Annotated in this window: 12 protein-coding genes and 1 pseudogene; 9 read left to right on the top strand and 4 right to left on the bottom strand. The window is 49.1% G+C overall.

Annotated features, from left to right (window positions below; genetic code table 11):
* Window positions 1-45 precede the first annotated feature (45 nt).
* The gene (rny, locus tag AC5FX6_RS12200; protein ID WP_493597331.1) at window positions 46-1,611 is read left to right on the top strand and encodes a ribonuclease Y; all 1,566 of its coding nucleotides are present in this window, start codon (window positions 46-48) and stop codon (window positions 1,609-1,611) included.
* A 90-nt stretch (window positions 1,612-1,701) separates the two neighbouring features.
* Here the strand turns inward: rny and AC5FX6_RS12195 are convergent, their stop codons facing one another.
* The gene (locus tag AC5FX6_RS12195) at window positions 1,702-2,175 is read right to left on the bottom strand and encodes a Dps family protein (RefSeq protein WP_493597330.1); all 474 of its coding nucleotides are present in this window, start codon (window positions 2,173-2,175) and stop codon (window positions 1,702-1,704) included.
* Between the two features lie 203 nt (window positions 2,176-2,378).
* Between AC5FX6_RS12195 and AC5FX6_RS12190 the strand changes: the two genes are divergently transcribed.
* The gene (locus AC5FX6_RS12190) at window positions 2,379-3,332 is read left to right on the top strand and encodes a hydrogen peroxide-inducible genes activator (RefSeq protein WP_493597329.1); all 954 of its coding nucleotides are present in this window, start codon (window positions 2,379-2,381) and stop codon (window positions 3,330-3,332) included.
* A gap of 74 nt (window positions 3,333-3,406) precedes the next feature.
* Here the strand turns inward: AC5FX6_RS12190 and sucD are convergent, their stop codons facing one another.
* Window positions 3,407-4,300, bottom strand: a complete 894-nt coding sequence (gene sucD / locus AC5FX6_RS12185) for a succinate--CoA ligase subunit alpha (protein WP_493597328.1) — start codon at window positions 4,298-4,300, stop codon at window positions 3,407-3,409.
* A 225-nt stretch (window positions 4,301-4,525) separates the two neighbouring features.
* Here sucD and AC5FX6_RS12180 point away from each other — a divergent pair.
* Both AC5FX6_RS12180 and AC5FX6_RS12175 read left to right on the top strand, forming a co-directional pair.
* Window positions 4,526-5,509, top strand: a pseudogene (locus AC5FX6_RS12180) (PLP-dependent cysteine synthase family protein); the annotation flags it as partial.
* A gap of 175 nt (window positions 5,510-5,684) precedes the next feature.
* Complete coding sequence (locus tag AC5FX6_RS12175) at window positions 5,685-6,122, top strand: response regulator (RefSeq protein ID WP_493597327.1); 438 nt, start codon at window positions 5,685-5,687, stop codon at window positions 6,120-6,122.
* A 189-nt stretch (window positions 6,123-6,311) separates the two neighbouring features.
* On the opposite strand, the gene AC5FX6_RS12170 is transcribed toward AC5FX6_RS12175, so the two are convergent.
* A complete protein-coding gene (locus AC5FX6_RS12170) occupies window positions 6,312-7,157 on the bottom strand; it encodes a sulfite exporter TauE/SafE family protein (protein WP_493597326.1) in 846 nt (281 codons plus the stop codon).
* Window positions 7,158-7,208: 51 nt separating this feature from the next.
* Entirely contained in the window at window positions 7,209-8,843 is a 1,635-nt protein-coding gene (ade, locus tag AC5FX6_RS12165) for an adenine deaminase (protein ID WP_493597325.1), read from the bottom strand.
* 259 nt (window positions 8,844-9,102) lie between these two features.
* On the opposite strand from ade, the gene cmk reads away from it, so the two are divergent.
* The 5 genes from cmk to AC5FX6_RS12140 all read left to right on the top strand — a co-directional run bounded on the left by cmk (window position 9,103) and on the right by AC5FX6_RS12140 (window position 13,346).
* On the top strand, window positions 9,103-9,804 hold the full coding sequence (cmk, locus tag AC5FX6_RS12160) for a (d)CMP kinase (protein ID WP_493597324.1): 702 nt from the start codon (window positions 9,103-9,105) through the stop codon (window positions 9,802-9,804).
* A gap of 13 nt (window positions 9,805-9,817) precedes the next feature.
* Entirely contained in the window at window positions 9,818-10,702 is an 885-nt protein-coding gene (locus tag AC5FX6_RS12155) for a 4-hydroxy-3-methylbut-2-enyl diphosphate reductase (RefSeq protein ID WP_493597538.1), read from the top strand.
* Between the two features lie 88 nt (window positions 10,703-10,790).
* Window positions 10,791-11,333, top strand: coding sequence for a DUF502 domain-containing protein (locus AC5FX6_RS12150; RefSeq protein WP_493597323.1), 543 nt, complete (start codon window positions 10,791-10,793; stop codon window positions 11,331-11,333).
* Window positions 11,334-11,455: 122 nt separating this feature from the next.
* Window positions 11,456-12,277, top strand: coding sequence for an alpha/beta fold hydrolase (locus tag AC5FX6_RS12145; protein WP_493597322.1), 822 nt, complete (start codon window positions 11,456-11,458; stop codon window positions 12,275-12,277).
* A gap of 583 nt (window positions 12,278-12,860) precedes the next feature.
* The gene (locus AC5FX6_RS12140; protein WP_493597321.1) at window positions 12,861-13,346 is read left to right on the top strand and encodes an ATP-dependent zinc protease family protein; all 486 of its coding nucleotides are present in this window, start codon (window positions 12,861-12,863) and stop codon (window positions 13,344-13,346) included.

Raw genomic sequence — 13,346 nt, 5'->3', positions numbered from 1 at the left:
TGCAGGTACTGCTATAGTTTTTATAAACCATAAAAGCTGATAGTAATGCCAGATATTTTATCCATTTTAATCACCGCCATTGTAGCGCTCGGAGTGGGCGTGTACATAGGGCGTGTCCTGTTGCAGAAGGTATACAAGCAACAGGAAGAAGCCGCTCGGCAGAACGCCAAGGCCATTATTCGCGAGGCAGAGATCAACGCCGAGAGCATCAAGAAAGACCGCATGTTGGAGGCGAAGGAGAAATTCCTGAAGCTGAAGTCTGAGTTCGAGGAAGAATCGAACAAGAAGAAGAACATCATCATCCAGAACGAGAACAAGGTAAAGCAGCGCGAGCAGCACGTAGCCAAGCAAATGGAGCAAACCAAGCGCCGCGAAGCCGAGCTCGACAAAGAGAAAGAAGCCCTTGACCACCAACTCGAGCTGCTGAAGAAGCGCAAAGAAGACGTAGAGCAGCAGCACAACGAAGTGGTGGCCCAGCTGGAGAAAATTGCTGGTCTGACCGCTGCCGAAGCCCGCGAGCAGATGGTAGAGGCATTGAAGAGCGAAGCCACGTCGCACGCATCTTCTTATGTGAAAGACATCGTAGCGCAGGCCAAACTCACTGCTACTAAAGAAGCCAAGAAGATCGTGGTGGAGACCATCCAACGCACTGCCGCGGAGCACGCTATCGAGAACTGCGTTTCTGTTTTCAACATCGAAAGCGACGACATCAAAGGCAAGATCATCGGTCGTGAAGGTCGTAACATCCGTGCCCTCGAAGCCGCTACAGGCGTGGAGATCATCGTGGACGATACGCCGGAGGCGATCATCATCTCTGGCTTTGACCCGGTTCGCCGAGAGATCGCGCGTCTGTCGCTGCACCGTCTAGTGGCTGACGGTCGTATCCACCCAGCCCGCATCGAGGAGGTGGTTTCGAAGACCCGCAAAAATATTGAAGAAGAGATCGTGGAGATCGGTGAGCGTACTGCCATCGACTTAGGTATACATGGTCTGCATCCGGAGTTGATCAAGATGGTGGGCCGCATGCGTTTCCGTTCGTCTTACGGTCAGAACCTGTTGCAGCACTCACGCGAAGTAGCCAACCTGTGCGCCACGATGGCCGCCGAACTTGGTCTGAACGTGAAGCACGCCAAGCGTGCCGGTCTGTTGCATGACATCGGTAAAGTGACACCAGACGAGCCGGAATTGCCACACGCGATCATCGGTATGGAACTGGCCAAGAAATACAAGGAGCATCCGGATATCTGCAACGCCATTGGCGCTCACCACGACGAAATCGAGATGACCGCGATGATCTCTCCATTGATTCAGGCTTGCGACGCCATTTCCGGTTCAAGACCGGGTGCCCGCCGCGAGATCATGGAGTCTTACATCAAGCGTCTGAAAGACCTGGAGGCAGCTGCCGTATCATTTGACGGTGTGAACCAGTGCTACGCCATTCAGGCTGGCCGCGAGCTCCGCATCATGGTAGACGCCGACAATGTGACCGACGAAAAGGCCGCGCAGCTTTCTTTCGACATCTCACAGAAGATCGAGAAAGAGATGCAGTATCCGGGCCAGATCAAGATCACGGTAATCCGCGAAATGAGAGCCATCAGCTACGCCAAGTAAGGTATAGCTCTAGGTATAAAATCAAAGCCCCTTGCCGGTAATAGGCAAGGGGCTTTTGCATTAAACTAAAACTAATCGTCACTTACTATTTTAGCTCAGGAAGGCTCGCAGCATCCAAAGCGTCTTTTCATTTTCGTTGATATCTTCACTTACCAAAGCTACTGTACCCTCGTCGTCGCGTTCTGCGGCCATAGCCAGAATGTCGCGCTCCAGGTTTACAATCACCGATAGGTTCTGGTGTGTAGCCTCTACTGTCTCACGGTCACCGCTCAGGCTGGAAGCTTCCTGAATGCTGGAGACGCGCAGGTAATCTGAGAAGGTATGCAATGGTTTCTGTCCGATAGTCAGGATACGCTCCGCCAAGGCATCAATCCGAGCCAAAGCATTGTTGTATAGCTCCTCGTATTTGGCATGCAACTGAAAGAAGTGTATACCTTTGATGTTCCAGTGAAAACCGCGCAGGTTTTGGTAATAAATATGGTAGTTCGCCAATAGCTCGTTCAGCTTATCAGCGATCTCTACTGAATCTTGTTTTTCCAATCCGATATTCGTTAGCTTATTCATAGTCTTTCGTGTTTTGTCTTCTGTTGTTTGTATATACAAATATATTGCCTGTTAGGTTATCAATCAAATCAATTATATCTATGGATATATAGGTGTGTTCTATAACTTAGCGGGGTGTTGCGCCAGTTTGAAAACAAAGACACCTGGAAGTGGAGGGCGTATACCACGACGGATATTTATATTACTACTATACGGTTATAGATATGACACTGGTACAACTGGAATACCTTTTGGCAGTAGATACACACCGCCACTTTGCCACAGCGGCCGAGCATTGCTTTGTCACGCAGCCTACTTTAAGTATGCAATTGCAGAAACTGGAGGAAGAGCTGGGCGTGCAATTGTTCGACCGAAGCAGGGTACCGGTGCGGCCTACGGAGATCGGTAAAGAGGTGATTGCGCAGGCCCGGATCGTAGTGGCGGAATCAAAGAAGATAAAAGAACTGGTGCAGCAGCAAAAGCAGGAGCTGAGCGGTGAGCTCAGGATTGGGGTTATACCTACGCTGGCTCCTTACCTGATCCCACTTTTCGTGACCAGCTTTATGGAGAAGTACCCCGATGTGCGGTTGGTAGTGCAGGAGTTGCTCACGGAAGAAATCGTGCAGAAACTAAACCACGAGTTGTTGGACGTAGGCTTGTTGGTCACGCCTTTGGAGGATAAGTCCATCAAAGAGCTTCCCTTGTTTTATGAGGCTTTTGTGGCGTATATCAACCCTGCCCATCCGCTGGCCAGCAACAAAGCTATCAGCCCGGAACAACTTGATCTGGACGAACTCTGGGTGCTGAATGAGGGCCATTGCTTCCGGAGTCAGGTGCTTAACATCTGCAACAAAGGAGGAGCCAGCACGACGCCTTCCGCTCACTTCGACTACAAGAGCGGATCGCTTGAAACGCTTAAGCGCATTGTAGAAACCCAGCGTGGGCTCACCCTATTGCCAGAGTTGTCGGTGCTGGATATAACCGAAGAAAAGCGATCGCTTGTCCATACCTTTCAGGAACCCCAGCCACAACGGGAGGTGAGTTTAGTTGTGCACCGCAGCTTCCTGAAGAAGAAGCTGATCGAAGCCTTACAGCAGGAAATAGTAGCGGCTATACCTGCCCATATCCGCAGTCGCAAAAAGGAACAGGTGATTGGAGTTAAAGAGCCTGGGAGTTAGAAAACAAACGAGGCTGCCTCTTGCGAAGCAGCCTCGTTTTATGTTTATACCTATTACAGGTATAGCAAATCAAATTATGCGTTGATCATGCCAGCGCTTTTCAGCACCTCTACCATCGTAGCACCGATCTCTGCCGGAGAGTCTACTACGTGGATACCGTTCTCACGCATGATCTTCATTTTAGCAGCAGCTGTATCATCAGCACCACCTACGATCGCACCAGCGTGACCCATACGACGACCAGCAGGAGCTGTCTGGCCAGCGATGAAACCAACAACTGGCTTCTTGTTGCCAGTTTCGCTGATATATTTCGCAGCCATTGCCTCGTAGTTACCACCGATCTCACCGATCATCACGATCGCGTCAGTCTCAGGGTCTTCCATCAGCAATTGTACCGCATCTTTTGTTGGTGTTCCGATGATCGGGTCACCACCGATACCGATGGCAGTAGATACACCTAGTCCAGCCTTCACGATCTGGTCAGCGGCCTCATACGTCAAGGTACCAGACTTAGACACGATACCGATACGACCTGGCTTGAACACGAATCCTGGCATAATACCAACCTTCGCCTCACCTGGCGTGATCACACCCGGGCAGTTAGGACCGATCAGGGTCACGTCTTTGCCTTTCAGGTAGTTTTTAGCCATCACCATGTCCTTCACAGGAATGCCTTCTGTAATTGCTACGATTACTTTGATGCCTGCATCAGCAGCTTCCATGATCGCGTCAGCAGCGAAAGCCGGTGGCACGAAGATGATAGAAACATCAGCACCCGTTTTTTTCACAGCTTCCTCCACTGTGTTGAAAACCGGAAGGTCCAGGTGGTTGTTGCCGCCTTTGCCTGGTGTAACACCACCCACTACGTTTGTGCCGTACTCGATCATCTGAGAGGCGTGGAACGAGCCTTCTGAGCCAGTGAAGCCCTGCACGATCACTTTCGAATCTTTATTTACTAAAACACTCATGTGTATCTTATTAAGTTGATGAATGATGGTCTAAAATAAGGTAGTGCAAAAATAGGCTTTTTTGTGGCGCTTCCAAAAAATAGTTATACCTAATATAGGCGCTAAATCTGCCCGGCGGAACAAGAACAGGTACACCCTCTGTTGTACGTGAGGCAGAGCGCTATACCTGTCAACTATGATTTTAATTACTTACCTTTGCACCCGAATCCTAAATTAAGCATTCAAATGAAATACCTGAATCATATAACCGAGGCAATCGGTAACACACCTTTAGTAAAGCTTAACAACGTAACTGACGGCATCAAGCCGACCGTATTGGCCAAAGTGGAGTACCTGAACCCAGGCAACTCTGTGAAAGACCGCATGGCTATCAAAATGATTGAGGACGCAGAGAAAGCGGGTCTTCTGAAGCCGGGTGGTACTATCATTGAAGGCACATCCGGTAACACCGGTATGGGCCTGGCGCTGGCTGCCATTGCCAAAGGCTATAAGTGCATTTTCACGCTGGCCGACAAGCAGAGCAAGGAGAAAATGGACATCCTCCGTGCCGTTGGTGCCGAGGTGCGTGTTTGCCCTACCAATGTGGCGCCTGACCATCCGGATTCCTACTACTCCGTGGCCAAGCGTCTGAACGAAGAGATTCCTAATTCATTCTATCCGAACCAGTACGACAACATGTCTAACTGGGCGGCGCATTACGAAACAACTGGTCCTGAGATCTGGGAGCAGTCTGAAGGCAAAGTGACGCACTTCATCACAGGTGTAGGTACAGGTGGTACCGTAACGGGTATTTCACGCTACCTGAAGGAGCAGAAGCCGGAGCTTGTAACCGTAGGGATAGATACGTATGGCTCTGTGTTCAAGAAATACAAAGAGACGGGCATTTTTGACGAGAACGAGATCTACTCTTACGCCACCGAAGGTATAGGCGAGGACATCCTGCCTAAGAATGTGGACTTCGATGTGATCGACTCTTTTGTAAAAGTGACTGACAAAGATGGTGCTGTAATGACACGCAGATTGGCCAAAGAAGAAGGTCTGTTTGTAGGCTGGTCTTGTGGCACGGCTGTGTATGGTGCACTGGAGTATGCCCGCGAGAACAACCTGACTGAGGACGACGTCATTGTTGTTCTATTGCCAGACCATGGTACCCGTTACCTGGGCAAGATTTACAACGACGAGTGGATGCGTGCACAGGGTTATATTGACTAAACATCCTGAGCATAACTAAATTGGAGAGTTGAGATTTGTTTCAGCCATTCAATTTAGTATCTTGTGTTGCGGTAAATACATAATGTTAAAATACTGCAGATTTACTAATTTCAGAAACGTCAGCTTGAAATAAACAGCTTGCGTATTAATACAAGCTGTGTATAGTGTTACTATGAAAAAATTATCAGGCGTTCTTCTTATAGACGACGACGACACCACGAATTTCCTTAACCAGCGTTTGTTAGAGCGAATGCAGGTGACAGACAATATACGTACGTTTGTAAACGGCAAGCAGGCATTCGACTACTTGTATAATGTGAGCAATAACAATTACGAACAGACGGACCAAAATTACTTCCAGCCGGAACTGATCTTCCTGGATATTAGCATGCCGGTGATGGATGGGTTTGAACTGCTAGACCTGTATGAGCGGCTTAACCAGGATTTCAGAAAAAATATAGTACTAGCCGTGCTGACTACTTCTACACATCCACAGGATACGGATGCTGTTCAGAAGTATTCAGCCGAGTATCTAACAAAGCCGCTTACCGCTGATAAAGTAAACAGCCTGATCAACAAGCATTTCAGCTCTGCCAATCAGGAGGCTTAGAAAGTCGGTAGGTATAGAAACGAGCCGATGCGCTGACTCCATCCGGATAAGCGCATCGGCTCGTTTTATTTAATTCTGATGTAGAGTATGGTATAAGGCTGCTCTACTACGCTTAAGTGCATACACACTATTATCGGAGATAAACCAATGGGGAAAGGTATAGGATACTAGTCTCGTAATCTTCTATACCTAGAAGGAGAATCCGAAATTGGACTTGATCAGCAGGTTAAGGATCACACCTGCGCCTGCCAATAGCAGACCAATGCCGATCAGCTTTTCAATATCCTGCATTTTACCCTGGCGTTTTTTGAGCATGTTGCCGCCAATGGCTCCAATGGCAAAGGCTGCCATCAGCGGAAGGCTGCGATTCCAGATCACGTTGCCCAGCAGGTAATGGCTGATAAATCCGGTGAAGCTGGTAATCACCAGGATGAACAGGGAAGTGGAGGTGGCGATCTGAGGGGGTATCCGAAATAGCTTGATCATCATGGGCGTCTGCAGGAAGCCGCCACCTATACCAAACAAACCGGCCACTATACCTGAGGCAAAACCGAAAACCGAAACCACACCACCATTGAGCCGGTAAGCCAAGTGCTTTGCCCTGTTTTTGCGAATAAAGGAAGTCGGCACTCGCCGAATACGGTACATCATACCTGAATGGCGCTGGACCTTTTCTTTTTCGGGCGGCTTTACCATAAAAAAGCCCACTGTCAACACAAACAGCGCAAAGATCACTTGTAATTCCGTAACTGGCAGGAAGGCCACCATAAAGGCGCCCAGCACTGTGCCAGCTACCGCCGGGAACTGTATAAGCGAACCGACAAGGTAGTCGATGCTGCGGTCGCGGAGGTTGAAGACGGAAGCAATGATGGAGGCAGGCACCAACGCTGACATGGTCGCACCGATGGCGATCTCGATGTTGTACCCGAAGAAGATGATCAGGATCGGCACCATGAACACGCCTCCCCCGAAACCGATGATGGTACCAAACCCGCTCACGAGCGCACCGACCAGAAAAATAATGAATTCCTCCATGTGCTATAGTCCCGCAGGACTAGGGTATCATACCTTTTTTGCCAAGGTATACTATTCTGCTACAGGTACGAATTTAAAGTCATCACCGTTAAATAATCCTTTGTCGCTAAGTTTGAGCGAAGGTATAACGAGCAGTGCCATAAACGAGAGCGTCATGAAAGGGGAGGCCAGTTTGCTGCCCATCTCCTTGCTCAGGCGGTCGATGGCCGAGTAGGCATTAGCCACCTCGTAGCCATCGGCCGCTGACATAATACCCGCTACCGGTAGCGGCAGCAGTTGTTCGTTGTCGCCGTCTACAGCGGCCACACCACCCTTAGCGCTAATGATCAGGTTCACGGCACGGGCGATGCTTTCGTCGTCTACACCCACGGCGATGATGTTGTGCGAGTCATGACCTACCGAGGAGGCAATGGCACCGCGCTGTATACCTACGTTCTTAATGAAAGCCACGGCAGGTTCGGCATTCTCATACCTGTTCACCACGGTTATCTTCAGCACATCCTGCGCCACATCGGAAACGATATGACCGTCTTCTGTTTTAGGCTCCGCCCATACCTGATGTGTGATCAGCTGTCCGTCAAACGCCTCGATCACCCGGATCTTGCTGGCACTGTTGGCCGCCAGTCGGAATTGCGCCGGCGTTTTGGGCTCGGTGTTGAAGTTGTTGATTTCTTCGCTTGGCGTGAAGACGATCTTAGACTTTCCTTTTTCAGCTACCAGTTCCCCGTTGATGTAGGTGGCTTCTATAGCAAAGTCCTCAAGGTTATTGACTACTACAAAATCGGCCGGATCGTTTTCGCGCAGCAAACCAACTTCCAGTTTATAATGCTCCACCGGGTTAAGGCAAGCAGCACGTAGTACATGAAACAGGTCATGGCCTTTGGCAAGCGCCCGCTTCACGAGCAGGTTCAGGTGACCTTCCACGAGGTTGTCGGGGTGCTTGTCGTCGGAGCAGAACATGATGCTGTCCGGATGGCTCGCGAGCAAAGGTATAAGCGCCTCAAAGTTTTTGGCGGCACTGCCTTCTCGAATAAGGATCTTCATGCCTACGGCCAGTTTATCGAGTGACTCTTCGGTGGTGAAGCACTCGTGGTCGGTGGTGATACCAGCAGAAGCGTAGAGCGCTGCCTGTTCGCCGCTCAAACCGGGTGCATGGCCGTCCACCGCTTTACCATACTTCTTCGCTAGTTCGATCTTCTCCATCATCACTGGGTCGCGGTGCAGCACGCCGGGCCAGTTCATCATTTCGGCCAAGTACTTTATTTCGTCACGCTGAAACAAGGTTTCAATGTCAGCGGCCGTTATCTCGGCGCCAGCCGTTTCGAAGGGTGTAGCAGGCACGCAGGAGGGGGCTCCAAAATAGAACTTAAACGGCACTTTCTTTCCGTTCTCGATCATATACTCCACGCCTTTTATACCCAGCACATTGCCGATCTCGTGCGGGTCCGATACCGTGGCCACGGTGCCGTGCGGCACGGCAAGACGGGCAAACTCAGAAGGCACAAGCATGGAGCTTTCTACGTGCACGTGGGCATCCACAAAGCCCGGCAAAATATAACTGGAAGAGGCGGTCGCCTCACGAACTATTTTAGAAATGCGGCCGTTTGACACATGGACTGTTCCCTCAAAAATCTCTTGCTGGTGCAGGTCAATGATGCGTCCGCTAACGGTATAGGAGCTATGCATGGGTAGGGCTGTCTTGTTGATATAAAATGCCCGCTGATGGGGATTGAACCCGTAAATTACTTTATATTTGCGTTAAATTAAGTCGTTTTGAGAAAGATAATTTCATACCTGATACTGGCGGGCATTTTGGCAACCGGCCCCTTGGCGAGCTGCTCAACCAAAACCCCACAACAGAAAAAGACGGCCTCGTACATGAAAAAGAGCAAGCGCGGCAACGTGCCTTGTCCATGCGATTCTAACTAATTCCTTGCAGCTTACCATGAAAAAAATTGTAATCGCCATAGATGGCTACTCCTCGTGCGGTAAAAGTACAACGGCCAAACTGGTGGCTGCCGAACTAGGCTACGCTTACATCGATACCGGGGCTATGTACCGTGCGGTTACGCTCTACTTTTTGGATCACCATGTGAGCCTCACCAACCCTAAGGAGGTGAAGGACGCCTTGGATAATATAGATATTACGTTTCATTATAACCCAAAGGCCAAAAGAAACGAAGTATTCCTAAATGGCCTGAATGTTGAAGATGAAATTCGCAAGATGTACATCTCCAATCAGGTAAGTGAGGTAAGTGTCGTGAAAGAAGTGCGCCGCGCCATGGTTTCCCAACAGCAGAAGATGGGCAAAAAACGTGGTGTGGTAATGGATGGCCGTGACATTGGAACTGCCGTGTTCCCGGATGCGGAAGTAAAGATCTTTATGACCGCCGATGTAGACACACGCGCCCGTCGCCGGCAGGATGAGTTGTTGGAGAAAAAGCAATTAGTCAACCTCGGCGAGATCAAAGAGAACTTACAGAAGCGTGATTTGATTGACTCAACACGTCAGGAGAGCCCTTTGCGCCGTGCCGACGATGCTTTTCTGTTGGACACGTCACACATGACCATCGATGAGCAGGTAGAGTTTGTGCTTAACAAGGTGACTTCCCGTATCTTCAACGGCGATTATGCCTTACAGGAATAGAAGGAAAGAAGAGATGAACGTAACGATAGACAAGAATTCCGGTTATTGCTTCGGCGTGGAATTCGCCATTCAGATGGCGGAGGATGAGATGGAGAACTGCGAAGAGCTCTATTGTCTCGGCGATATCGTGCACAACAGCATGGAAGTGAAGCGCCTTTACGAAAAGGGACTCCGCATCATAGACCGGGAGCAACTCAAAGAACTACGCGACACCAAAGTGCTGATCAGAGCGCATGGCGAACCCCCTGAAACTTACAGGACAGCTCTGGAAAATAATATTGAACTGATAGACGCCTCCTGCCCGGTGGTGCTCAAACTGCAGAACCGCGTTAAACATGCCTTCGATGTTGATAAAACCAAAGGCGGACAGATCGTGATCTATGGTCAGGTGGGTCATGCCGAGGTAATTGGCTTGGCGGGCCAGACTGGCGATGAGGCCATTATTGTGACCACAGAAGAAGATCTGGATAAGATCGACTTTTCGCGTCCGGTTACCCTCTTTAGTCAGACGACCAAAAGCACCAAAGGCTTTTATCATATTAAGTCGCTGATCGAGGAGCGCTTGCAACAGGCCAATCAGGACAGCACCGCTTTTAATGCCAATGACAGCATTTGCCGTCAGGTGTCGAACCGCGAGCCGCAGCTGACCAAGTTCTCTGCGGAGCACGACGTGATCATTTTTGTGAGCGGTAAAAAGAGCTCTAACGGAAAGGCTCTGTATGCAGTGTGCAAGCAGCATAATCCGAATAGCTATTTTGTGGAGAACGAGGATGAACTGGATAAAGAGTGGTTTGCCAATGTGGAGAGCGTAGGTATATGCGGCGCCACTTCCACCCCGATGTGGCTCATGCAGCAAGTAGCCGACAGCATCAAAAGATTTGACCTAGAAACAGTATAGGGATAGTTCTATACTGCAAAATAGTGGCTTTTTAGCTACATTTAGGCTTTGCTTCGGTAAAGCCTATTTTTTTAACGCACCATCACACATGAGACGCATTTTACGCTATTTTCTGAACGGTCTACTCATTGTAGCACCTTTCACCATCACGATATGGATCATTGTGGCCATTATCGATTGGCTGAATAGCATGTTTGACCTAGGTATACCGGGTCTGGGCATCATGCTGATGTTCGTGTTGCTCACCCTGATCGGCTTTATCAGCTCTTCTTTCTTTGTAAAGCCATTCATTGTCATCACGGGACGTTGGTTTAACAAAGTACCATTGGTAGGAATCGTTTACTCCAGTATCAAGGATCTGTTCGATGCCTTTGTGGGCGACAACCAGAAGTTCAACAAGCCTGTGATGGTGAAGATGTCGGAAGAATCTGATAACCTGAAACTGGGCTTTGTAACGCAGGATGCCTTCAGTTCCATCAATGTGGAAGACCGTGTAGCGGTGTACTTTCCACACTCTTATAACTTTTCGGGAGAACTCTTTGTAGTGCCCAAGCGCAACGTCGTATACCTCGACCTGCCTAGCAGCGACGTGATGAAGTTCATCGTGTCGGGCGGGGTTTCACGTTTGTAATAATTCAATAGCCACAGCTTATTTCAAAAGCCGCTCACCAAGGCTCTCAAAATTTATAAGCCATTATGTGTATCTTATTTGTATGCATGCCGAATAAGTTAAGAGAGACGCCATAACTTAGAATGCCTTACATTATACATAACGGAACGAAGCTGCATTACAGGGTATTGGGAGAAGGCTCCCAGCCTCTGCTGGCCTTTCACGGCTATGGGCAGAGCAGCAGTTATTACTTACCCATGGGGCAGGCACTGGGCAGCGATTATACCATTTATGCTTTCGATCTGTTCTTTCACGCACAGAGTAACCTGCACAAGGAGAACATGCCACTCGATAAGGATTTTCTGCAGGAGTTAATTGGGCTGTTTCTCGAAAAGGAAAAAATAGATCACTTCTCACTAATGGGTTTTAGTATGGGAGGCAAGTTTGCGCTTACCTTGGTGGAGCGTTTTCCCGAATTGATCGACGAACTTTTCCTGATTGCACCGGACGGTATTAAGACCAGCTTCTGGTACAACATCGCCACTTACCCGGGCTGGCTGCAGCAGCTCTTCAAACGAACCGTGCTCAAGCCGGAGCCTTTCTTCAAGTTGCTTAACGTGCTCAACCGGTATAACATGATTCACAAAAGCCTTGTGCGCTTCGCCCGCTTCCAGATGGACAGCACCGAGAAGCGTCTGCGTGTTTATCGCAGCTGGATCGGCTTTCGTGAACTCAACTTCGATATCCGCGAAATCGTGCGCTTGCTGAATCACAAGCAAGTTCCTGTCACCATGTTTCTGGGCGAGTTCGATCAGATCATCTCTCCAAAGCGGGTAAGTGTGTTTATAAAGGCCTTGCATAAAGGTGAGCTTGTTGTGCTCAAAGCCGGGCATTCGCACCTGTTGCAGGAGGTTGCAGAGTTGCTGCATGCAAAGAGGATGGGAGCTATACCGCCTACAAGCTAAGTGTTATACCTATAGAGTTGAAGAATGTCAGTTTGTACCGCAGGTTTAGCGTTCGCGCAAATGTGTTTATACATGATTGTTAGTTTGCAACTGGTGTAGCGAGAGATCTTGTAGGTATAGCAAGTGTGTTGTTTTATAGCTTCGCCTGTGCGGCGGGCACCTACTTTTTGTCTTGACACAAAAAGTAGGCAAAAAAGTCAAGACGCTCCAAACTCGCTGAACGCTCAAACAGTGGAGCGCCGAAAGTTGCACTTGGCTAAAGTGATCTATTTCATAGTTGAAGGGGCGAGTAAGTATTTCGATGCGTGCCAGTGGTATTCTCTATAACTGAAACTACAACGCTTATACCTTAAAACTGGTAGCGGCAGAGATTCCCCTCTTGAGAGGGGTCGGGGGTGTGTTCAGTAAGCTGGTAACTTAAACGGCAGAAACTACAGCGCTTTAGACTCTAAACTGTCAACCACGGTAATGTCCCCCTTTGAAGGGGGTAGGGGGATGACAATCATGCACGGGAATCCATAAATCCCGAAAATCCTGATCCTGATTCGTCGTACGTAAAGCATTATGCTTAAATTGGCCTGTAATGAAAGATGAGAACCTAAAAAAGCCCAAGCCTGAGAGAAAGATCATCGGAAGACGCGAGATGGTGGCCTTTCCTGAGCTGGATATCGACGAGATCGAAGCGAAGATCGACACAGGCGCCTATACCTCAGCGATTCATTGTTCGGATATACATGAGGAAACCCGCGCCGATGGAACTAAAGTGATCTGTCTGGACTTGTTAGACCCGTCGCACCCGCAGTACAATCACAAAAAACTCACGTTTTCTGACTATAGCTTGCGCGATATCCGTAACTCATTTGGCGACGTGCAGGAGCGCTATGTCATCAAGACCAAAATCCAGTTTTTCGATGAACTGATAGAGGCCGAGTTTTCGCTTTCGGACCGCAGCGATATGAAATATCCGGTGCTGATCGGTCGTAAGTTGCTCAAGGGCCGGTTTATTGTAGATGTTTCCCGTAAAAACGTCTCACTCAAATTCAATAACAAACAAAGGAAGAATAAATAG

The organism is Pontibacter sp. LHS2 (assembly GCF_058932845.1).
Note: the sequence above shows the minus strand (reverse complement) of the source record. Positions and strands in the feature narration are given on the sequence as shown.

Coding starts and splice junctions, on each gene's coding strand:
- AC5FX6_RS12140 (WP_493597321.1), top strand. CDS start 12,861: ATGAAAGATGAGAACCTAAAAAAGCCCAAGCCTGAGAGAAAGATCATC.
- AC5FX6_RS12150 (WP_493597323.1), top strand. CDS start 10,791: ATGAGACGCATTTTACGCTATTTTCTGAACGGTCTACTCATTGTAGCA.
- sucD (WP_493597328.1), bottom strand. CDS start 4,300: ATGAGTGTTTTAGTAAATAAAGATTCGAAAGTGATCGTGCAGGGCTTC.
- ade (WP_493597325.1), bottom strand. CDS start 8,843: ATGCATAGCTCCTATACCGTTAGCGGACGCATCATTGACCTGCACCAG.
- cmk (WP_493597324.1), top strand. CDS start 9,103: ATGAAAAAAATTGTAATCGCCATAGATGGCTACTCCTCGTGCGGTAAA.
- AC5FX6_RS12195 (WP_493597330.1), bottom strand. CDS start 2,175: ATGAATAAGCTAACGAATATCGGATTGGAAAAACAAGATTCAGTAGAG.
- AC5FX6_RS12155 (WP_493597538.1), top strand. CDS start 9,818: ATGAACGTAACGATAGACAAGAATTCCGGTTATTGCTTCGGCGTGGAA.
- AC5FX6_RS12170 (WP_493597326.1), bottom strand. CDS start 7,157: ATGGAGGAATTCATTATTTTTCTGGTCGGTGCGCTCGTGAGCGGGTTT.
- AC5FX6_RS12190 (WP_493597329.1), top strand. CDS start 2,379: ATGACACTGGTACAACTGGAATACCTTTTGGCAGTAGATACACACCGC.
- AC5FX6_RS12145 (WP_493597322.1), top strand. CDS start 11,456: ATGCCTTACATTATACATAACGGAACGAAGCTGCATTACAGGGTATTG.
- rny (WP_493597331.1), top strand. CDS start 46: ATGCCAGATATTTTATCCATTTTAATCACCGCCATTGTAGCGCTCGGA.
- AC5FX6_RS12175 (WP_493597327.1), top strand. CDS start 5,685: ATGAAAAAATTATCAGGCGTTCTTCTTATAGACGACGACGACACCACG.